The sequence below is a fragment of the Anabaena sp. AL93 genome, from assembly GCF_001672085.1.
GTDB classification, from domain to species: domain Bacteria; phylum Cyanobacteriota; class Cyanobacteriia; order Cyanobacteriales; family Nostocaceae; genus Dolichospermum; species Dolichospermum heterosporum.
In genome coordinates this window covers 1-22,965 of record NZ_LJOU01000093.1, presented here as the reverse complement: position 1 = coordinate 22,965, position 22,965 = coordinate 1, and the positions used below count along the sequence as shown (strand labels likewise).

Annotated in this window: 20 protein-coding genes and 1 pseudogene; 6 read left to right on the top strand and 15 right to left on the bottom strand. The window is 37.4% G+C overall.

Translation table 11 applies throughout. From position 1 onward, the window contains the following. Positions 1-52: 52 nt before the first annotated feature. The 14 genes and pseudogenes from AN486_RS21205 to AN486_RS21140 form a co-directional block, all read right to left on the bottom strand. Complete coding sequence (locus tag AN486_RS21205) at positions 53-1,150, bottom strand: glycosyltransferase (protein WP_053540922.1); 1,098 nt, start codon at positions 1,148-1,150, stop codon at positions 53-55. Positions 1,151-1,406: 256 nt separating this feature from the next. Next, the gene (locus tag AN486_RS21200; protein WP_290602457.1) at positions 1,407-2,720 is read right to left on the bottom strand and encodes an SAF domain-containing protein; all 1,314 of its coding nucleotides are present in this window, start codon (positions 2,718-2,720) and stop codon (positions 1,407-1,409) included. A gap of 2 nt (positions 2,721-2,722) precedes the next feature. Beyond that, on the bottom strand, positions 2,723-3,268 hold the full coding sequence (gene rfbC / locus AN486_RS21195) for a dTDP-4-dehydrorhamnose 3,5-epimerase (RefSeq protein WP_039204310.1): 546 nt from the start codon (positions 3,266-3,268) through the stop codon (positions 2,723-2,725). A 279-nt stretch (positions 3,269-3,547) separates the two neighbouring features. Continuing rightward, positions 3,548-4,372, bottom strand: coding sequence for a phytanoyl-CoA dioxygenase (locus AN486_RS21190; protein WP_053540924.1), 825 nt, complete (start codon positions 4,370-4,372; stop codon positions 3,548-3,550). Between the two features lie 26 nt (positions 4,373-4,398). Then, positions 4,399-4,521: pseudogene (locus AN486_RS21185) on the bottom strand (phytanoyl-CoA dioxygenase); the annotation flags it as partial. Between the two features lie 167 nt (positions 4,522-4,688). Continuing rightward, entirely contained in the window at positions 4,689-4,874 is a 186-nt protein-coding gene (locus AN486_RS21180) for a hypothetical protein (RefSeq protein ID WP_039204092.1), read from the bottom strand. Between the two features lie 50 nt (positions 4,875-4,924). Beyond that, positions 4,925-5,773, bottom strand: a complete 849-nt coding sequence (locus tag AN486_RS21175; protein WP_290602456.1) for a glycosyltransferase family 2 protein — start codon at positions 5,771-5,773, stop codon at positions 4,925-4,927. A gap of 39 nt (positions 5,774-5,812) precedes the next feature. Beyond that, complete coding sequence (locus AN486_RS21170) at positions 5,813-6,781, bottom strand: glycosyltransferase family 2 protein (protein ID WP_053540926.1); 969 nt, start codon at positions 6,779-6,781, stop codon at positions 5,813-5,815. A 215-nt stretch (positions 6,782-6,996) separates the two neighbouring features. Continuing rightward, positions 6,997-8,034 (bottom strand): NAD(P)-dependent oxidoreductase, encoded by a 1,038-nt coding sequence (locus AN486_RS21165; RefSeq protein ID WP_027403013.1) that lies wholly within the window; start codon positions 8,032-8,034, stop codon positions 6,997-6,999. 131 nt (positions 8,035-8,165) lie between these two features. Beyond that, complete coding sequence (lhgO, locus tag AN486_RS21160) at positions 8,166-9,377, bottom strand: L-2-hydroxyglutarate oxidase (protein WP_168635895.1); 1,212 nt, start codon at positions 9,375-9,377, stop codon at positions 8,166-8,168. 64 nt (positions 9,378-9,441) lie between these two features. Next, entirely contained in the window at positions 9,442-10,215 is a 774-nt protein-coding gene (gene rfbF / locus AN486_RS21155) for a glucose-1-phosphate cytidylyltransferase (protein WP_039204097.1), read from the bottom strand. Positions 10,216-10,952: 737 nt separating this feature from the next. Next, positions 10,953-13,148 carry a tetratricopeptide repeat protein gene (locus tag AN486_RS21150; RefSeq protein WP_290602455.1) on the bottom strand — a complete coding sequence of 732 codons (2,196 nt, stop codon included), beginning with the start codon at positions 13,146-13,148 and terminating at the stop codon, positions 10,953-10,955. Positions 13,149-13,250: 102 nt separating this feature from the next. Further along, positions 13,251-14,033, bottom strand: a complete 783-nt coding sequence (locus AN486_RS21145) for a PP2C family serine/threonine-protein phosphatase (RefSeq protein ID WP_290602454.1) — start codon at positions 14,031-14,033, stop codon at positions 13,251-13,253. A 52-nt stretch (positions 14,034-14,085) separates the two neighbouring features. Beyond that, a complete protein-coding gene (locus AN486_RS21140; RefSeq protein WP_039204101.1) occupies positions 14,086-14,760 on the bottom strand; it encodes a VWA domain-containing protein in 675 nt (224 codons plus the stop codon). Positions 14,761-15,304: 544 nt separating this feature from the next. On the opposite strand from AN486_RS21140, the gene AN486_RS21135 reads away from it, so the two are divergent. After that, the gene (locus tag AN486_RS21135) at positions 15,305-16,687 is read left to right on the top strand and encodes a response regulator (protein ID WP_053540932.1); all 1,383 of its coding nucleotides are present in this window, start codon (positions 15,305-15,307) and stop codon (positions 16,685-16,687) included. Between the two features lie 520 nt (positions 16,688-17,207). On the opposite strand, the gene AN486_RS21130 is transcribed toward AN486_RS21135, so the two are convergent. Next, positions 17,208-17,471 (bottom strand): hypothetical protein, encoded by a 264-nt coding sequence (locus tag AN486_RS21130; protein ID WP_053540933.1) that lies wholly within the window; start codon positions 17,469-17,471, stop codon positions 17,208-17,210. A gap of 636 nt (positions 17,472-18,107) precedes the next feature. Between AN486_RS21130 and AN486_RS21125 the strand changes: the two genes are divergently transcribed. From AN486_RS21125 to AN486_RS21105, 5 genes are all read left to right on the top strand, one after another. After that, entirely contained in the window at positions 18,108-20,030 is a 1,923-nt protein-coding gene (locus AN486_RS21125; protein ID WP_053540934.1) for a Mu transposase C-terminal domain-containing protein, read from the top strand. A gap of 5 nt (positions 20,031-20,035) precedes the next feature. Beyond that, complete coding sequence (locus AN486_RS21120) at positions 20,036-20,458, top strand: hypothetical protein (RefSeq protein WP_290602453.1); 423 nt, start codon at positions 20,036-20,038, stop codon at positions 20,456-20,458. Between the two features lie 168 nt (positions 20,459-20,626). After that, positions 20,627-20,980 carry a hypothetical protein gene (locus tag AN486_RS21115; RefSeq protein ID WP_168635897.1) on the top strand — a complete coding sequence of 118 codons (354 nt, stop codon included), beginning with the start codon at positions 20,627-20,629 and terminating at the stop codon, positions 20,978-20,980. A gap of 39 nt (positions 20,981-21,019) precedes the next feature. Next, complete coding sequence (locus AN486_RS21110; protein ID WP_053540935.1) at positions 21,020-21,532, top strand: TniQ family protein; 513 nt, start codon at positions 21,020-21,022, stop codon at positions 21,530-21,532. Between the two features lie 279 nt (positions 21,533-21,811). Beyond that, entirely contained in the window at positions 21,812-22,456 is a 645-nt protein-coding gene (locus AN486_RS21105) for a hypothetical protein (protein ID WP_053540936.1), read from the top strand. Positions 22,457-22,965: the final 509 nt, after the last annotated feature.

Below are 22,965 nucleotides of genomic sequence, written 5' to 3'. Positions count from 1 at the left end.
GGTAGGGGAGGTAGGGGAGGGAAGAACAGAAGTTTTTTCCGATCATTACCCGTCAAAATAAATTTGACGAACTACTAGCTTGATCAATAACTTGCTCAACTTTACTAAAAAATGACTGTTCTGAGAAATTGCTAACGGCATGATTACGGATAGTTTCGTAATCCCAAGATATTCCTCCAGCTTCTAGTAAAGCTGCTTGTAAAGAGCATGGTGCTTGTCTTTTGAAAAACACACCTGTTTTACCTGGTATTTGAGTGTCTAAGACTCCTCCGGCTCCATAAGCAATGACTGGTGTACCACTGGCGTTTGCCTCGACTGGAACTAATCCATAATCTTCTAAAGCCGCAACAATAATTGATTTGGCTTTAGAAAATAAGTCTTTACGTTCTCTATCACTGACATGACCTAGAAATTGGATGTTGGGTAATGCCTGGGCTTTTAATCTTTCTTGTTCTGGTCCATCACCTGATATTAATAAGTTCCAGCCTAACCAATTAAAAGCTTCGACTATTATATCAAGACGTTTATAACTTATCATCCGCGCCGATGCCAAGTAGTATTCTTCTTTAGTATCGGAAAAAACAAAGTTGCTAGTATCAATTGGATAGTTAATGGCGATCGCTTGTTTGTGATAAATCTTTTGAATTCGTTGGGCAACAATGGTAGAGTTAGCGATGTAGAGATCGGGTTCTTGAGCATATTTCAGGTCTACATCTCTCATCATTTGAAAGATTTTTTCGATGAGAGGAGCAAAGTATCTATAGTCTCCGTACTCCCGTAAATATGTTTCTGTGTCCCATAAAAAGCGGGTAACATTATGACAAAAACAAATATGTTTTGCTTGGGGATTTTTCCGTACTGCTTTGGCAAAACTGGTGCTACTGCTGATAATTAGGTCATAATCTTGAAGATCCAAGGAACGAAATGCGGGAAAATATAAGGGGGCTAACATCCGAAAATATTTGGTTGCACCAGGAATTTTTTGTAAAAATGTGGTGTTGATAATTCTCTCACCTAAATCAATACTTTTTTGCGGGTCGTATAATGAGGTGAAAATGTCAGCGTCGGGATACCGTTTACACAATAATTCAAATACGCGCTCTGCTCCACCGCGTTGGGTTAAGTAATCATGGACGAGAGCTATTTTCATCTTTTTCTTGATAATTTGGTAAGTGATGATTGGTTTTAATATTTATTCTCTAGTAATTGAATTTTTAATGTTGCATTACTAAGTTGTATCAGTTGTTTTGTATCAATTATTTTATGTTGTTTAATAGGGAGTTGAATCATGGGAAACCTCGCAAGATTATCAAAATAATCTCTGTCATTTATTGTATATATGTGAATTCAGAGGTTAAATGAAAATATCAGGAAACCTCTGAATTATCTTGATGCTAATTGGAAAACTATTTTGTTAGTGCTAAAGTTTTCACAGGAGCAAAGTAAACTGCTTGTTCAGCGCGTAATTGATCACAAAGTCTACCTTCTGGTAGTTCCACGTCATCATAAGTGAGGACTTGATCTTTAGGAATATCGCGCTTTAAGCGACATCCTTCCGCTAGACCCATTGGCAGTAGGTTTTGTTGTTGCACAATTGGGGAATTTTCACATTGTCCATAGGTCATGTAATAACCAATACCATCAAGGGTTGCTCCGGCTTGGAGGTCAATTTTGGCGGTGGCGACGACATCAACAACGGGACCGGCGATTGGTGCAAGCACCGCATCATGGAAGAGGACAGCACGGGCTACGGAGAGGGGAACTTCAAAATGGCATAGGTGATAGGGGGTGTAGAAGCTGTAGAGGGGGCCTTCACCGAGTTTATAAAGGTTGAGGTAATGACGTTGTTTGGGGTCTTCGTGGGTGGCAAATACGAATACTCCTGGACCGGGTTTGGTGCCAACGACGTAATCAACGATACCGCCTAGTTCTTGAAGTTGGTCAATGTCGTACATTTTGGTCATTTCATCAACATGACCTGTGTAGTCATATCCCAACATTCCCCGCTTGGCTACTTTCATACCTGTGCCGTTGGCGACTATGGCTTGCTCAAAGGAGATTTTTGTACCATCGGCAAAGCTTGTCACCATAGCAGGATTTTGACCCCAGCGTTGAGCAAAACCGGCTTGGGTGGTGGGGTTGCGGTAGGGGTCTTGTAAGCCTTTGATGTTGCCGCACAGGAGGGGTTTTAAACCGATGCTTTTGACAAAGCGGTACAAGTTCATTTCTACCCCTGGTTGGTCGCCGTCACAGGCGCTCAGGATGACTCCAGCGCGGTCTGCATGGACTTTGAGTATCGGTCCAATTGTGCCATCTAGTTCGGCATTCATGAGGATGATATGCTTGTGATGAGCGATCGCACACATCACCAAATGAGCGGCATATTCAATTGTCCCGGTGACTTCAATGATTGCATCTATGCCATCAGCTTCACACAGGAGCATGGCATCTTCGGTGATTGCATATTCATTTTGAGCGATCGCTTCTTCTAAATCAGCTAAATTAGTAACAATTTTGATATCTTCAATTCCTGCTTCTAAATAAGCTCGTTTAGCGTTATCAATGTGACGATTAGAAATAGCCACCAACTCCATTCCTGGCACAGAATTGATAATTTGATTAGCAATTCCTCGACCCATAAAACCAGCACCAATCATTGCCACCTTAACTGGTTTACCTAAATCCGCTCGTGCTTGTAAAGCTTTATCAACAATAATCATGATTAAACTCCTATCAAAATAGATTCTAGTAAAGGCCAATTGCGATCTTTATCAGACATTTCTGTAGCACTCAATGGCCAAGAAATTTCTAAAATTGGATCATCATAACGTAAACCCCGTTCATATCCAGGAGTGTAAAATTCACCCACTTGATATACAACTTCTGCACCATCTGTTAAAGCTTGATAACCATGAGCAAACATTTCAGGAACATAAAGAGCGCGGCGATTTTCTGCACTCAGTTCTACACCAATATGCGCTAGATAAGTAGGAGATTCAGGACGCATATCCACAATCACATCATAAATAGCTCCTTGAGTACAGCGAATTAATTTTGTTTCCGCTGCGGGGAGAGTTTGATAGTGCATTCCTCGTAATGTGCCTTTTTTATGATTAAAAGAAAGGTTACATTGGGCAACTGTTGGTTTTAACCCATGAGCGAGAAATTCATCAGCGCAAAAAGTCCGAGCAAAAAAACCACGAGAATCAGGCTTTTCTTCTAAGTCAATAATAAAAGCACCAGCGAGTTTAGTAGAGGTAAAAATCATGGTTATTTCGGAAGTTTTTTGAAGATAATAGAATGGTTTTGATTTTAGATAGCAAAATTCAGGAAATAAAACTGGCATGATCATGATTGATACCAATTAAGTAATTGGACAAAAATATTTACAGTCATTGCGAGCGAAGGGAAGCAATCACAACCCTTGCGATTGCTTCATTTCACTTCGTTCCATATGGCTAACGCCACGCAACGCTAACGCAATGACATTGTGTAATTAATTCTGTCTCACTACTTATTCTGACTCCTGAATTTCTGCATTTTAGGTTTATACCTTTAATCCTAATTGGGGATTTATTTTGGGAAAGGTATCATCATGATATTGTGTACAAAGTTCAGGTCGTTTAGGAGATTTAGCCGTGTATGTGAAAAATATAGTTGATCGTTCTTGGGTTCTCACAGTCCCATGATGTAAAATATTTCTCACATCTGCAAAAATCACAGTTCCAGCTTTACCAGGACATGATTTCCAAGCTGATTTAGGAATGACTTTCATCATTTTATCATCGTTAATTCCCAAAAAATTAACCCGCCACAACTCATAATCAACTTGATAATTTTTAACTTGCTCTAAAGCATTAGTCGGTAGTCGAATATATTCAAATGGTCCATGTTCTTCAGTCACATCATTTAGATAGATAATGACTTTAATCATGCGTCTATCTTCAGAATCTTTATGCCATAGTAAAGTTTCCAATTGTTTTTCATTAGGAAAGTCTTTCCGTACATGAACACCATGAAAAGCGATAGGTAAACCTATATAATGCTCAATGATATTTTGTAAGCGGGATTCCATTCCCCAATTAAAAAATTCTGGTAAATCTGTAACGGTATAAATTTGTGGTAATTTGTATCCTGCATGAATATCTCTAGGATTTACCATTCTATCAGTACAACTATTAGCAGTAGCTAACATTGTAGCCGTAGATGAAAAACCTAAATCTTCCAAAGATGTGATATAAACACCTGATGTTTTTAGGGTATCAACAATCAATTGATCTTTTGCACTAATAGCAGGTAAATTTTTACCATGATGCCAAAGTGATACTCGATAATTCAACTCAGAACTTATAGTTGAAATTTTGTTCAGCATGACAGGAATTCCCTTCCTATGTAAACCTAATTAACTTGTTTAGATAACTCCGGTTTGGGAAAAGTATCATCCCAATATTGAGTACAAAGTCCCGGTCGTTTTGGTGGGTTAGCTGTGTAAACAAAAAATAGTGTTGATCGTAACTGTGTAAATTTCTGGTGGATTTTGGTATGAAGGATGATAATTAGACCTACCCATATTTGGTAAAAAACTATGAGCAGCATTCATCCTAAGGACTCAAGAGTTGTTATGCAAATTCCTTCATTTTTAAGAGAATTGGCAATGATATAGCGGTATGCACTTGAGCGAAATACAGTCAGCTAATTGTAAAGCCTGTAGGGGCGCAGGGTCTGCGCCCTAGACTGTATTGCATCCTAGCGATAACCGCTATAGCATCATTTCCTGTTAAGACAGGCAAATTACCCTGATGCTGCCAAAGTTTCACTTGATAAGCTAACTCATCTTTTAAGACTGATATTTTTTCTGCAACTTTATTAATCACAATTCAAACACCTCCCAATCAAAAGTTATTTTTTCCAAACAATTGCTGACTTATCCCTTATAGTTTCTGACTTCCGAAGTCGTTGTTCTATCCATTTCTGATTCTGCTACTTTAAATTCTCTCATTGGTATTAATTCCAATGCTGCCACACTAGCTAAACCTAAAAAAGGAATTACTGTCTTAATAGCCGATACAGGCCATCTTCTCATCGCTCCTAAAAAAACTTTCAGGTCTACTTCATGGTAGTTTTGTAAAAGCATCCGACAACAATATGCTTTAGAATAACCAACTTGCTCAAGTTTTAAAATAACTTCAGGTATATGTTGGTATTGCATTAAAAGTGCAGATTTCGGTTCTTTTTGCCAATAACTAACACCAACAATACATTCTAAATAGATATCTTTAGTCACAATTACTCTGCCATTAGCAGCACAATAACCGGCTAAATATGCTAAAGATATCCAATTATTACTAGCAGTTGGCCAAATTTGGAGAGCGCGTTTAATTAAATCAGCACGATATACTGTAGCAGTTAGAAAAATTACTGCTCCTACATTTTTAATTTTATCCATCACATAGGCAACTGCTCTTTCCTGAATTGGATCATCATCACCAATTGTCCAAACATACTTGGTTGTGGCAGAACTTAGGCAATGAAAAATATTTCGCATTACGCCTATGTTTTCAGGATTTTTATTGGATTTAAATGTGATGTTTGTGAGAATATTTTGCCATTTACTAATAATAGATTGAGTATGATCTGTAGAACAGTTATCAGAAACTAAAATTTCACACTCTGATTCAAATCCTTGAATAGCTTGGGATAACCAAGTTAATTGTTTATCTAGTAACTCGGCTCGATTGTAAGTAGGAATAGCAATAGTTAGTAGTTTATTCATGGTTTTTGATGGTTAATAGAGAAGGATTTTATCTTTTATTTAATTACTTATTCGTGAGATATTTATTGCTGATTTTTTTTGATTAAAATTCATTTGATAGATGAATCTACCTACTAATTGCAAGTAGGTAATTATAATATTGGTGGCTAGAACTGGCCATCTTCTTAAAGCACCCAATAATATTTTCCAATCACTCAGGTTGAAAATATTTTCTAGAATCATTCGTTGACAAAATTTAGCAGAATATCCTAAACTTAATAATTTCAGATAAATCTCCGGGATGTAGACATATCGCATCATTAGTGACCATCGAGGATTTTCTTCTAGGGAACTAGCGTGCATTGTACATTCCAAATAATTATCTTGAGTAACAATGATATTTCCATAAGCCGCACAAAATCCAGTCCAATATGCTTGGGATGCTAAATTTTTACATGAAGTAGTCCAGTTTTGCAAAGCTTGTTGCACAAGTTCGGTATTATAAATGGTAGCTGTCATGAATAGTACACCCCCAAAACTACCCTGTAAATACCTTTGAAATACAGGTTTACTATCAACAATGATTTCATCACTATCACTAGGAAACCAGTGTTCTACCAAAACTTTATTTGTATTTTTGTCTCGTCCACAACAGTTGAGAAACATCAGTGACAAACTGGGATTTTCTTTAATTTTATTGATGACATAACCTAGAGTCCTTTCCTGAATTGGATCGTCATCACCCACAGTCCAAACATATTTACTACCAGCAGCTTGAAGACAAAAAGCAATGTTTGGCATTAACCCTATATTTTCCCGATTTCTATTCGCTATAAATACAGTATTACTAAAAGCAGTTTGCCATTTTTTCACAACTCCCGGTGTATTATCTGTTGAGCAATTATCAGAAATAATAATTTCACATTCTGATTCAAAACCTTTGATTGCTGTTGCTAACCAAGCCAGTTGTTTATCTAGTAAAGCAGCGCGATTGTATGTAGGAATAGCAATGGTTAGTAACTTTTGCATTATCTGTTAATTTAACTTGGTATAAATTTAAAATAGGCTTTTAAATCGAATATCTTGAATTAAGAAAATTCAATTTAATCCACCTTGATGCAATAATGTTTGGTTAAGGAAATGTAGAAATGTAGGTTGGGTTGACGCAAGGAAACCCAACAAAATTATTAATCATGTTGGGTTTTGCTGTCGCTCAACCCAACCTACAATATTTTCCGAATAAATTAATAGTTTTCCTGTTTGTTCCAGAAGAAATCTTTGTCAATTTGTTCTGTGCGAATTAGATACTCTAATTGTTTTAAGCGGGTGAATCCTCTAGACAAGAAAGTATCTTCATTCATATCAATTTGCTTAAACAAACTAAATAATTGTCCAGCACCAAGTTGAGCATTCCAATCACACTTAAATCCAGGTAGAATTGTGTTAATTTTTTCAAAAGATACTCGATAGCTGCGATTATCTGAACCATTAGTTCCAAAAGATAATTGACAACCGGGGAAAACATCAGCAACGATTTCCGCTATTTCTTTAACTCGATAATTATTTGCTGTATCGCCAACATTAAAGATTTGATTGTGAATAATATCTCTGGGTGCTTCCAAGGCACAAACAATGGCTTTACAAATATCTAAAGCGTGAACTAATGGCCGCCAAGGTGTACCATCACTGGTCATTTTAATTTCTTTTGTAGTCCAAGCCAAGCCAGCCAAATTGTTTAAAACAATATCAAAACGCATTCTGGGGGAAGCACCAAAAGCAGTCGCATTCCGCATGAAAGTAGGAGAAAAGTCATCATCAGCTAATGGTTGAACATCTCTTTCTACTAATGTTTTACATTCTGCGTAAGCTGTTTGTGGATTAACTGGTGATGATTCTGTAATATCACCTTCACTAGCCACACCGTAAACACTACAGGAGGACATATAAACAAAACGGCGGACACCTACTGATTTTGCCAAATTAGCTAGACGAACTGAACCTAAATGATTAATATCATAAGTAATGGTAGGAGATAATTGTCCAGTAGGATCATTAGATAATTCCGCCATGTGAACAATAGCTTCCACACCTTCTAAATCTTCGGGATTGATATCACGAATATCTTTATTTAGGGTTTTAGCTGTGACGTTAGTTCCATTATATAGCCAACCAACTTTATAAAAACCAGTATCAACACCAATAACTTCATGTCCTTTTTGCATTAATAAAGAAGGCAATAAAGAACCAAGATAACCTTCTGTGCCAGTTACTAAAACTTTCATGATTGTTAAAACTTTTGATGTGGAAAAATATGTTGTTGCTTGAAAAATCCGCAGATAAAATTCTCTTGTAGGGTGCGTCAGACTTGATTTGTTAGTAAAGTTAACAGATTTTTAGTATCTGACGCACCCTACTAACTTACTAAACTGTGCAAATGAGTAGGTTCTGGTATTTGCTTAACTATAGCTTTACCAATTTCTAAGGAAGAAGTTGCAGCGGGTGAAGGTGCATTGCAAACATGAATGGAATTCTCACCTGCAATGATTAAAAAGTCATCTACCAGAGAACCATTATTCATTAATGCTTGAGCGCGAACTCCTGCATGGGTGGGAATTACATCTGCGGCTTGAATTTCGGGGATGAGTTTTTGCAAACTTTTGACAAAGGCTGCTTTACTAAAGGAACGAATGATTTCTTGAATTCCTTCGTCGGCGTGTTTTGCTGCTAGTTTCCAAAAGCCAGGATAGGTGATAACTTCGGCAAAATCTCTGAAGTCAAAGTCGGTTTTTTTGTAACCTTCACGTTTCAGACTTAAAACTGCATTGGGTCCTGCATGGACAGTGTTATCAATCATCCGGGTGAAATGCACGCCGAGGAAGGGGAAATCTGGGTTAGGAACTGGGTAAATGAGAGTTTTCACCAAATAGCGTTTTTCGGGGGTAAGTTCGTAATATTCACCGCGAAAGGGAACGATCTTAGCTTCAGGATTAGCTTTACCTAATTTTGCAATGCGATCGCTATGCAATCCGGCACAATTGATCACAAATCGAGTTTCAAACCTGCCATTGTTAGTTTCTAATACCTGATTTCTACCACTGCGGACAATTTTTAAAACTTGGGTGTTGAGACGTAAATCTCCCCCTTGATTGCGAATTAATTCCGCATATTTTAAACAAACCTGTTTGTAATTGACAATTCCTGTGCTGAATACCTGAACTCCACCAACGCAACTAACATGAGGTTCAATTTCTTTAACTTCTTCTGGGCTAATTCTTTTAACAGGAATACCGTTTTCTAACCCGCGTGTGTAGAGATTTTCTAAGCGAGGTAATTCTTGTTGATTACTGGCAACAATTACTTTACCACAAACTTCATGATCAATATCATATTTCTGGCAAAATTCTACCATTGAACGGCTACCATCACGGGAAAATTTAGCCTTAAAGCTTCCCGGTTTATAGTAAATACCGGAATGAATGACACCGCTATTATTACCAGTTTGATGAAATGCCCATTCGCTCTCTTTTTCTAACACTAATATTTTAGCATGAGAATAACGCTCTCCTAAAGCCATTGCAGTGGAAAGTCCAACTATTCCCCCACCAATAATCGCAAAATCGTACATTAGTAATCTTTCCCCAATCCAATATCTAAAATCTCAACTCTCAAATCCAAAATCAAAATTGCTATTACCAAACTTGCCAAGGAGCTTTACCACTTTTCCATAGATCCTCTAGATAGTTTTTATCTCTTAATGTGTCCATTGGTTGCCAAAAACCATCATGTTTGTAAGCCGCTAACTGTTCTAAATCAGCTAACTTTTCTAATGGTTCTTTCTCCCACACAGTTGAGGTATCAGCAATAAAATCAATTACTTGGGGTTCGAGAACAAAATAGCCCCCATTAATCCAAGCACCATCACCTTCAGGTTTTTCTTTAAAACTAGTTATTTTAGTTTGTTCCTGTCCTAGAGAAATTGCTCCAAATCTTCCTGCTGGTTGCACTGCGCTGAGTGTTGCTAATGTCTTTTGCTCTCGATGGAATTTAATTAATTCTGTAATATTGATATTACTTACACCATCACCATAGGTAAAGCAAAAGGTTTCATTCCCAATATGTTCACGAACTTGCTTTAAACGTCCGCCTGTCATTGTATTATCACCTGTATTTACTAAGGTGACGCGCCAGGGTTCAGCATATCCAGAATGGACATTCATTTGATTAAATCGCATATCAAATGTCACATCTGACATATGTAAAAAATAGTTAGCAAAGTATTCTTTAATGACATAACCTTTGTAACCGCAACAAATGATGAAATCATTAATACCATGAGCAGAGTAAGTTTTCATTATGTGCCAAAGAATTGGCTTACCACCAACTTCAACCATTGGTTTGGGTCTGATACTGGTTTCTTCACTCAACCTTGTACCCAGACCTCCTGCTAAAATTACTGCTTTCATGTAGTTACCTCAAAGATTTGCAGGTGGACGATAATTTCAACTAATGGAAATGAAGAGAATGCACAATGATGGTAAAGAAATTAAATAATTTTTTCTTTCTCTTTATTAGGTAGATAAACATAATTTAACTGTTATTTTCTAGAAAATCATAAAGAATAAGTAAATTAAGATATTTTATATGTAAAATATTTATAGTAGGAGTTCAGGAGAAAAAGAAGGAATAAAAGTCTTTTGGTGTTTGTCTTTTTTCGTGAATTTTGTGTCTCATTCAAGCCACATTTCACTATAAGAATTCAGGCGACTCGAAGTCACGGCTACACAGGCAAAACCCACACTTCGACAGGCTCAGTGACCACCTGCGTGGGTTTTAAATTTCCCTAGTCCGCGTAGGCGGACTTTGTTTGTATAGCCGTGTATCCCTGACGGGAGCCGGAGGCATCTTCCTAATCGCCAGCTTATTTCTGCAAAATTGGGATGCTCCCTAGTAATTTTAGTCACAAAAATAAAACCCCTAATTTCTTAATGAAGTCAGGAGTAAATTTTAAATATTATTTTTAACCGATTATTCACATTTTAGATGATTTTAATTCCTTCTTTCTTATTCCTTCTTTCCTCTTCTTTCCTCTTCCTTCTTCTTCCTCCTGACTCCTGACTCCTGATAGCGCAGCGTGGCGTTAGCCATACTCCTGATAGCGTAGCGTGGCGTTAGCCATACTCCTGACTCCTGAACTCCTAAATCAATTACTTTGTCCAGTGAGAATTGTGTTAGATAATAAACTATCACATTTATTAGCAACAACGATACAAATACTACTCAAAGACTGTTGATAATTATCCATATCATTTTGCTCCAAAGAAACTTTAGCGGCTGTTTCTAAATCCGCAACTGCTTGAACATGATTTTTGTCAGCTATACCTTCTCTATATTGTGCTAGTTCATAATAAGCCATCCCACGTTTTAGATAACCTTTAGCCAATCGGGGATTAAGTTTTAATGCTTCAGTAAAATCAGCGATCGCCTGTTTATATTCTGTTGCATAATTACTACTGTATTGCGCCATTTGATAACGAACCAACCCCCGTTGAAAGTAAGCATCTATTTTAGCTGAATTGAGTTTAATGGCTTCAGTAAAATCAGCAATTGACCTTTGGTATTCTGGAAAAGAATTATTGATGTATTTAGTAATTTCAAATCTGACAATACCCCGTCTGACATAAGCTTCCGCATCAGTTTTATCTATATTGATGGCGGCATTAAAATCAGCGATCGCTTGTTTGTATTCCTTATCAGGATCACTACTATAGTCAGCCAGCATATAGTAAGCATTACCGCGATTTATATAGGCTTTAACCTCTTGAGGATTCAACTTCAAAGCTTGGTTATAATTAGCTAATGCCGCCTCATAATTATTTAAATTATATTGGGCATTACCCAAATTTATATACCCTTTGGCAGATTGGGGATTCTTTTTAGTAGCTTCGGTGAAGTTGGCAACTGCTTCTTCATAATCTTTTTGATGATAAGCAGTATCACCGCGCTGGTAGTAATCCGCAAAAGAAAGACTTGGCAAATCAGCAGTTTGATTAGATGTACGAGACATCAAACTTTGTTGAGTGTAAGGATTTTGGGAAACAAAAGGACGGGTAAATTTAATCATTACATCCAAATAGCCCAAAAGACCCAATCCCATCACCCCACAAATCACACCATATACCTTGCGATTTAATTTTTTACCAGCAGGAGGATGATAAAATTGCTGATTAGCTATAGGTTGCCAATGATATACCGGAGAATTTGGTGTTAATGGCTGAGTGATGCGGGGAGTAGGAATATAGCGACGTTTAGACTTAGGTTGGGCGCGTGGTTGTAGATGTTGTTTAGAAGCGATCGCCAGCAATGACGGAAATGGATCTCTCCCACCCAATCTTTTAGTCCGCTCACACCAAGGACACTTATCCAAATGATTATGATAAAGATGCTGAAGATTCACCTGACAAATCATCAGACTCTCCTCCGCCGCCGTTAAAGCCGACAACCAAGTTTGAGCATTAGGGCGTAACAAAGGTTGATCATGACCATCCTCAAAACAACGCACAAATAAATCCCGCAAACTAGGATGAAGCAGATTCCAGCTAGGAGAAATAGGCGTTGGTAGATAGGGAACTTGTTTCTTTTGACTATAGGTAAAATGTCCAGAAAGAATCCTCCCTTGGTAGGTTGGAGGATCTACCGCCCCTTGAAATATCCCAGAAAATGGGTGAGTTCCTTCCATTAACAACTGAAAAATCAGCACAGCCAACCCAAACAAATCATGATGAATTTCTCGATCATAGTCCGCAAAAGTTTTATTCTGTAATTCTGGAGGTGTATATTCAGGCTTACCCACAGAACAACGATAAACAACATTCTGCAACGGTTCGGTCACTTGAAACGAGTCCGTATCCACCAACGTCACCAAAGCCGTATCACTCACCAAAATATTCGACTCATTCACATCACCAACACAGTATCGGCTGGCGTGCAAAGCCGAAAAAGCCGCAGCCAGATTCCGGGCAGTTCGCAATAAATATTGATAATTAAACAAAGGGCAATGTTGTCGGCGAATCCCTGGATTATAAAAATCCATAATTGGTCGCATTCCCCGAATCCTGGGCATCACAAAACCAACGACCTTACCACTACCATCCGCAGCTTGCAATAATTCCTGTGGCCAAGCAATAGAAATATGCCCTAAATTATCCATTGGATTCACAGGAGGATTAGCAAGCATTGCCCGCAGTTTTTGGGCATAAGAGACAGTCGGTTTATGATATACTTTCGCTACCAAATTCTCATCCGATGGAACTGCATAGATACAAGCTTCACCACCATGTCCCACACTGACAGAGAGGTTGAGAATTTCCGGGTTAGGAAGATGACGTAGTACCTGCATGGCAGAATAAAGGTTATATGAGGTGATTAGAATCCGTCAAAAGTTCAGACACTCAAGAGTATGGCTAATACCATACTGTCTTTAATCCCTAATGACTATAAATTATGAGTTAATAAATGCAGCCAAAATTAAAGTTAAATCATCATCAGTCCGCTGAGTAATCTTATCAGAAGTTAAAAACCGCATTAAATGTTCTTTTGCTAATATTTTATCTTCAGCATTCACTACAAACTGAAATAAAGGAAAAAAGAAAGGTTTGTGAGGTTCACCAACAATCATATTCAAAGCTAACATTTGTAGCCCATCAGTCAAAACACCCACATTAACAATCTCTTCCCGACATATTTCAAATTGTGCTGTCTCCAAAGCGCCAGGAGACGTAAGAAAAGTTGTTTGATTGATATATTCGCCATTGCTAGGAATGGTTAACGCTATCAGATTACCCATACTATTTTTAGCCACAGCCAAACCATCCCCAACCTGCCCTACAGCCACAATTTCTGGTGTAGCAATCATCAGAATCAAGGTAGTTGCTAAATCATGAGGTTGATGATTACAAACATCCGCCTCAATTTCTATAGCTTTGCGGGCTACTAACATAGCGTCACTGAGCAAATAACGCAAAACACCATCATTAGCCAGAGAATCACTCGTTATCTCTTGGCGAGAAAGATGATCTATTGCCGTTTCCACCGCAATCATTGATCCCACCTTTCCTAGTTTAGCAGAACCCGCACCATCTGCCGCTGCTATCACCAACACATTATTAGCCAATAGCTGCCAATGGTGAGCATCCTGACAAAGTTGCTGGTTTTTTGAATGACTAGTCCCACATACAGAAGCAGCCACTACCCGCCATTGAGAAATCTGTTTTGATGTATTCATATAATTTGTTTTCCACAGCTAGTTCAGTTTAAACAACAAGCTGCAATTTTCATTAAACAGATCCCCACCCAATTGGTGGTAGTGCTACCTGTTCATCTACCTGAGAATGAGACACCGCTGACATACTCGCAGACAGCCAAACAAACATCTCAATGAAATTTAATCCCTTTAATTTCAGGGGACTTCGTACAGCGATTTGACTTAATCGGCTCATATTCGCATTCTCTACACCCACCGTAAAAAACGCCACCCGCTTATTAGACTCATCCCCTTGCAGTCTTTGGGCAGCTTGTTCAACAACATGATCTAGTTCACCCTGGGGTTCACCATCAGTAATCATAAACACCCAAGGACGATAATAAGCAATACCATTCGTGCGATATTGGGATTTGCGCTCTTGAATAATATCCAAGGCTTTATGAATAGCCGAACCCATAATTGTTAACCCCTGGGCTGTGAGAATCGGCGGGTTAAATTGATCAGCAGTTACAAAGTCCTGAACAACATTAACATTACTATCAAATGTAATAATTGCCACTTCTACCCTTCTGGATGCTAAGGAATTTTTAACCAGTTCATCCTTTAAACTCAACAAACCTTGATTTAAGGCTTCGATTCGTTCTCCTTGCATCGAACCAGAAGTATCTAGCAATAACACGCATGGACAACGGGGTTCGGGGTTTTCTGCAAATTCTACAACTTCGTCAAGATTGAATGTATCAATCATAACTTTTTGTGTTATGTTATAGTCCAAAGTCTTATTTTCCTTTTACTCAAAGTATATAGTTTCTGGTACAGATTCTCCAATTTGTTGAGTTACAATCTGCTGTAATAATCAATATATACATTTACCTCCATAAATTTTTAAAGATTCTATGTGGGATTTAAGTCTGTCCTTGGGTAAATTAATTCATTACAGTTAAATCCAGGAAAAGTAAGCAGATCCGGCTGAAAATTGATGGATTTAAATTACCAAAAAAGTCTCAGCATACTCAATAGTATCACTATATAGTTAATCAAGATGAAATAGCGACAAAATATGACAAAACAGAGATTTTTATCCAGACCAATGATAAAAAATCAACATAAAAAACTATAAAAACTGTTACATTCAACGGAGGAGGATAATGCTTAAAAGATGTTTTTCATTGATATTCATAATTTAACAACTTGTGATCATAACCATATTTCCAGGTGATATCATATTGCAGCCTAATATTCAATCTTTTCCCATACTATGTTGATGTATCCGCCCAAAAAATTGTAAAAACATGAAGAATACTGGCACCTTTACCAAATTATCACCCCAAGGTTTATTAAGACAATTAAGCAATTGTTATGAAACTACCCGTTTGCAAGCACATAGTAACTCTGTATCTTGGTTGATATATATAGAACAAGGAAAAATTATCTATGGGACTCATTCAGTAGAACCCTTTGATAGATTAGAACGACAAATGCGTCGTCTCCATCCACAAATTCCTTTAGTTGATAATGAAGTGCGTGTACAAATGCGCTTGATATTTGAACCTGAAGATAATCATCATTTACCTAACCAAATTCCCGAATATGAAGCGATTAATTGGCTGGTTAATGAACAATATCTCCTTCTTGATCACGCAACATTACTGATTCAAGAATTAGTTAAAGAGGTAATTGAATCATTTCTCCTCATTAAAACAGGTGATTTTGAACTAACAGAACCACTAGAAAATTTTACCGAAATTTGTAAATTAGATATTGATGATATCATCGAAAAATGCCAAAACCAGTTACAAAATTGGCGGTATCTTGGTAGATACATATCTTCTCCCTATCAGCGTCCATATTTGTTAGTTAGTAGCAAGTTTCAGGATAAAAGATTACCACCACTGAAAGAAAATATCACCAATTGGATGAAGGGTTTTAGCTTGCGTCATCTAGCGATTATTATGAATCAGGATGAGTTGCAACTAGCTTTAAGTTTATACCCCTATATTGTTAAGGGTTCGATAGTATTACATGAACCAGATCCCCCATTTGATAAGTTACCAAAAACTTGTGGAAGTTCATTACTATTTTCTGAAGATAGCACAGAGTTAATTAGGGGTAAATTATTTGTTGCGGATGTAGCACCCAGTCAAGATGCTTCTTCAGAAACTCCAATCATTTCGCGGAATCATCTGGCGGTTCAACAGCTAGTACCAGATGTTGCTGATTTACCTCCAGAGGATTTTTCACCTGAAGCTGTTAATAGTAACATAGAAGTTGATTCACAAAAAGTAAAAATCAATACGAAAATCACCCAAAAGACTTACAAAATTATTTCTGTAGATGATAGTCCTACAATTCTCAAAGAAATCAGTCGTTATTTGGAAGATGAGAATTTTACTTTGGTGACTATTAATGAACCTGTGAAGGCAGTAATGTCAATTATTAGACATAAGCCGGATCTAATTTTACTGGATTTAAATATGGCAGGAATTGACGGTTATGAACTGTGTAAAATTATCCGCAATAATTCCCTGTTTAAAACTATTCCCATTATTTTTGTGACTAGCAATAAGGGAATTATAGATAAAGTAAAAGCGAGATTTGTCGGTGCGTCTGGATACTTAACCAAGCCTTTTACCCGCGCTGAGTTGCTGAAAATGATATTTATGCACTTGGCATAACTCGAAACGTAGGGGCGCAGGGCTTGCGCCCAGTCAGCAATTAGCAGTGGAGTTTTGAAACTGTTGGGTGTTTTTACGTCAATCCAACCTACTAGTCTGTCAACCCGAAAATGACGGGTGAAGGCAAGCAGGGGGAGAAGAGAGGCACCGGGAGCAGGGGAGGGAAGAACAGAAGTTTTTTCCGATCATTACCCGTCAAAATAAATTTGACGAACCACTACGGTTACTTGAGAAATATAAGTTTTTTAAATAGACATTTTCGTAAATTTGGTAAAGTTGATATTTATTGAGAATAGATAGTCTGTATTCTCAACTTTATTGATAATATTGTCAATAAGTTAACGCAAATACGTTTTTACAGGATTGATAAATACCCTTGACTTTTTGTGCTATTATTATGGATATAATCTGCTTGTGCTGTTTTGGTTTTTTGACTTAGCTACAAGTTTGTATGCTGTTGGGTTTCCTTGTGTCAACCCAACCTACTATGAAATTAGTTAAAGCGGATAAGTTGCAATTTCTATGCTGCTTCTCTCAATGGGGTGGGTACAGAGATTTCTGGAAACGGTAGGGAAAGCTGTTCGGGTGATGGTGATGGTGCTTCCTGTAATACCGTTACTTCAATATTTACACTGACTAAATAACTACCTGTATCTGCACCTACCGCTTCAGAAATTATTTTAGCTATATCTGGACGTTTTGCCGTTAAAGGATCACGGATAATACAACGATCCCATTCATGCTTGGCGGTGGGGTTAAGATTGAGAATATAATGCTTCATCATAAGAATACCCGGTAAGTGGGAAACGAGCGCGTCTTTAGACCTGAGAGGAAAACGACACGAGCGGTTTTAACCGCTGTGGATATTAAAATTGAAACCAGATTTTTGATTGGAATCTGGAAACCAACTCCCATTTCTGGGGTAATGTTAGCCAGATGCCTCCGGCACGCTGGCGCGAACGACCTGTTATAAGAGCTAAAATCCCTATTCCATAAGTCTTTCCAGGTTTGAAGACTATTTTGATATTGTAGTACGAATTTACTATATTGCCAAGGGGACAATAAAAATCCACCCTGTTTGATTTTATACTCTAAACAGGGCGGCGGTAGATTTTGGATTATTTTACAATTACCAATTACCAATCACCAATCACCAATTACCAATTACCAATTACCCAATTATCTAACTTTCGGTTTCACAATCAGGAACACCTTCTGTCCATTAAATAATTATTGTCTATTTTAAAGAATTCTTGTCATATTTGCAATCAACAGCTATAGTAGCCAAAATCATTGACGAGTAAGTGTTTTGGCGATTTTAGTTTTAATTTTCTCTTATCCTTATTTTTAAAGCAAATGATGTCATAAATGTTGTAAAATTTTAAAGTAAATGATGACATAATTCTTAGGGGGTTAGCTTATGCCCAAAAAGCCTATAAATAAAGCCTTTCCAGGATTCGAGACTCAAGAGGAGGATGGGGTGGAAGACAAAAACCTGCTTGTTAACGAAGATTCTCCAGAGTATCTCAGAAAGGTGGAATTAATTGATGCCATCCTTCAAGCGCCTGACAAGATAGCTCGTAGGAATGCGATCGCAGATGCAGCGAAAGCTCTGGGTAAAAGCACTAGAACTATTAAGCGCATGATAGAGAAAGTTGAGCAGGTAGGGGTAGCCACTCTAGCTGTTGGACGTAAGGATAAAGGACAATATCGTATTTCCAAGGAGTGGCATGATTTTATTGTCAGCCTTCATAAATGGGGTAATAGAGAAGGTTCTCGGATCAATCACAATCAGATTTCTGGGTATTTAAAGGCTTTAGGTAGTCAAGGAGAGAAACTGCAAGAGAAGAAATATGATGAAAAATTTAAGGGATACTCTCAGGTGCGGGAGGATTTAATAACAGGAAAGTATCCTTCTCATGTCACTGTTTATAAAGTCATTAATTCCTATTTAGAAGAAAAACATAATAAAGTTCGCCATCCCGGTTCACCGATAGAAGGACAAATTCTGCAAACAACTGAAGGGATTTTAGAAATAACCCACAGTAACCAGATTTGGCAAATAGACCATACTAGATTAGATATTTTGTTGATTCACGAAGAAGATAAGAAAGTTATCGGTCGTCCATACATTACGTTGGTAATGGATAGTTATTCTGGTTGTGTCACAGGTTTTTATCTAGGTTTTGAACCTGCTGGCTCTCATGAAGTTGGTTTAGCTCTGCGTCATGCAATTTTACCAAAGCACTACGAAACAGAGTACCAACTTCAAGAAAGATGGGAGATTTGTGGAATACCTGAATATATAATGACAGATCGTGCAAAGGAATTTAAGTCCGAACATTTAAAACAAGTTTCACTACAGTTAGGTTTTATAAGGCGTTTACGTGCTTTTCCCCAGGCTGGTGGTTTAATTGAGTCTATTTTTGACAAGATTAATAAGGAAACTTTGTCATTATATGGTGGATATACTGGTTCAAATATTGAGGAACGCCCTCCAGAGGCAGAAAGAACTGCCTGTTTGACGCTTGATAAACTAGAGCAAATATTAGTGAAATATTTTGTAGACCACTACAATCGTCATGATTATCCCAGAGCAAAAAATCAAAAACGTATTGAGCGATGGAAATCAAGTTGTTTACTGGAAGAACCTGAGCTTATTGATGAACGTGAACTAGATATTTGTTTAATGAAAATTGCATATCGCAATGTAGAAAAATATGGTTCTGTTAACTTTCTTGGTTGGATATATCAGGGAGACTGCTTGTTAGATTATGAAAGGAAGCAAGTTTCTTTAAGATATGACAAGCGTAATATTACAACAGTTATTGCTTATACTCGTCCTATTAATGGTGAACCAGGAGAGTTTCTTGGCTTTATACAAGCTAGAGATTTTAAAAGAGAAAGGATGTCTCTGGCTGAATTAAATTATATCAAGAAAAAATTGCGTAATGAAGGTAAAGAAGTTGATAAATCGTCTATTTTGAATGAGCGGTTATCTATATTTGAAGATGTTGAACAAAACCGTAAGGAGAGACGTAGACGACGGCGTAAAGAAGCACAACAAAAACACGAGGTTAAAACTAATAAATCAAAAGTAGTGGAGTTGTTTCCTGAAAATGAAATACCAGAAACAATAGAACCTCCAGAAGAAATAAAAACTGCACAAGAAAATTTAATATCTCCAATTGACACTGTTTCACAAAACATTGTAAATTCAATAGATAAGCAAGTTGAACAAAGTCAACGGGATACCAATCAAACCAATCAAACAGCTAAAGCTAAACGAAGACCTAGAGTTGGTACAAAAGATTGGAATCAATTTATGAGGGATAATTGGTGAGTGCAATGTCAGAAACGAACTTAGCCCATGCTGATCTAGAATTTAAGCAGCAGTCTAATCCAAGTTTGCAACCGGCTGAGGAATTACAGCGATCGCCAGAATTCCAGGCTGAAGTTGAACGGATTGGTAAAGCTAACACTTACCTTCCCCTAGACCGCGATACGGAATTGTTTGACTGGCTTGATGATCAGCGTGATGCAAAACTCTGTGGTTATGTTACATCTGCTACTGGTTCTGGCTTATTAAAAGCCTGTCAACTTTACAGAACCCAATATGTAAAACGAAGAGGGACACTGTTAGAAATCCCTGCAACTGTTCTCTATGCAGAAATTGAACAGCATGGTGGCCCAACAGATTTGTATTGTTCCATTTTGGAAGAAATTGGGCATCCACTTGCTAATGTTGGCGCACTAAGAGATTTGCGATAGCGCAAGCGCTGACTTGTCAGTTCGCGGGCATGGGGAACTATTAAAGGTTATGGTGTAAAATTACTCGTTATCGGTAATGCGGATTACATAACATTAGAAGGATTTAACGAACTAATTGATGTTTTCGCAAAACTACGAATTCCCGTTATCTTGGTTGGGACTTACTATTTGAGTGATAATATTCTGGAACGGAAAAGTCTACCTTATGTGCGCGTTCATGACTCATTTTTGGAGTCTTATGAGTTTCCGAATTTAACTGAAGAAGAAATAATTGAAGTTGTGGACGACTGGGAAGCAAAATTTCTTCGAGAAAATCGCCGATTAAATATCACACAGATTGAGAGCGTAGTTTCTTATTTACGGCTAAAATCTGGAGGACTGATTGAGCCTTTGTATGATTTACTTCGGAAAATTGCCATACTGAAAATAGATGAGCCGCATTTTGAACTTGATCAATATAATTTGACTAAGAAATTCGGTAGACGTAAAGAACCAAAAGTTAAATTTAAAAGAAAAGGCTAAGGAAGTTTATTGGCTTTAAGTTCACTTGAAATATAATTTATGGAGCAGGAAACAGTACAACATCCACCTTGGTATATTGAACCCTACGTAGGGGAGAGTATTAGCCACTACTTTGGTAGATTTAGGCGAAATGAAGCAATCAGCGTATCTTCTCCTGGGAGTTTAAGTAAAGCCGCAGGTATTGGACCAGTGTTAGCAAGGTGGGAGAAATTTCGATTTAATCCATTTCCTAGTCAAAAGGAATTGGAGGCAATTAGTAAATTAATTGGCTTAGATACAAACCGAATTACTCAAATGCTCCCACCCAAGGGTGAGAAAATGAAATTAGAGCCAATACGGTTATGTGCTGCGTGTTATGCAGAACAGCCATATCATAGATTGGAGTGGCAGTTTCAATCCACTGTGGGGTGCGATCGCCATAAGCTGCGTTTGCTTTCAGAGTGTCCCTTTTGTGGAGAACGGTTTGCTATTCCAGCACTGTGGGAACATGGAGAATGTAACAAGTGTCATGCGCCTTTTAAAAGTATGAAAAAGCGACAGAAATCTTACTAAGTAATAATTTTAGTATTTTTTATCGCTGTAAGGTATGCTGAAGTGGGATCACTTCCCTAGATGAAGGTAAGCCTGTGATTCCTGTGTGGTTAAATATTATTTATCAGGGATTAGCAAGTTACTAGGATAGCGATTCCTACGGATCGCATTCCTCGATGAAGGTAAGGCTGTGATTCCCGTATGGTTAAATGTTATTTATCAGAGGTTAGAGGAAAAACTACAATTTAGATCAATTAAGAAAAACTTAGAATAATTCAAAAGTTAATTAAAATAGAGTTTATGGTAAGAGCAATTGGATTCAGGGTTGAACCTCAGACTGTTAATTATGCTGTTGTTGAAGGAACAAAACAACAACCTATCCTTATTTTCCAGGATAAAATGAGTCCACCCAATAGTTATGATAAAGAGTCTTCCCAACTTGTTTGGTATAGAGAGCGTTTGTTGACTATTATTGAAGAATATCAGCCTCAGTTTGCTGCAATTCGTCTTCCTGAGCCTAGTTCTTTTAAAACAGCTAATAAAGACTCTTTACTTAAAAGGGCAAGGATTGAAGGTGTAATTCTTGAGGGTTTAGGAAAAAAAGGAATCGAGTGTATGGTAGCAGCTTTAACAACAATATCTAAAAAACGCTATTCATCTGCAATCGAGCTTGCAGATGCACTAGCGAGAGTAACAATTCCTTTAGATTGGAATACTCAATTTTCTCCCAATGGAGAGATTTTTTGGAAAGCTAGTCAAGGAAAACAAAAATCAGATTTAGTTGTTGAACTAGTCAAAGGTGTAGAAAACTTGTGGAATGTAAATGTTTTTACAGAAAATCAAGGTAATAGAAGAAAAAAATCACAGCATTGTAAACAAGGTCTTACTCGTTCTCATGCTGAAACTCATTTAGAGAATACCTTTACGTCTTTATCTTTGGCTTAAAGACAATATAACGTCCTTCTAGATGCCAATTTCGAGGAGGCATCATATTTGATGCTTCTGTTATTCTTTGATTGAAGCAATGCTTACAGTAGGGATTTTCTAACCATGAAGATTGGGAAACATTCATCATGTCCCTACCACAGTATTTACATTTCCTAACTTTTTCAACCCACATTCCGCACCCCCAAGTGTCACACCCCAAGAAAACCGATATATTTAGTACATAAGAACTAATACCTGTGAGGGGTGATTAAAATTTATTGAGGCTAAATAGGAATAATTACTATTAAAGCAGATATATAGTCAATAAAACGACTAAGTACAAAATTTTGATTCTGAGGTGATTGTAATGGAAAACCTAGTCCAGAATCATTGAAAGCTTTATCCTCAATGACTATAAAAAACTAAAAAAACGTTTTAAATCAACAGAAAAATGAGAACATGGTAACAGATACTTATATGGAGTTTCTGTTACCATGTTTAGTACAAAAGACCTGGAATTGAAGAAG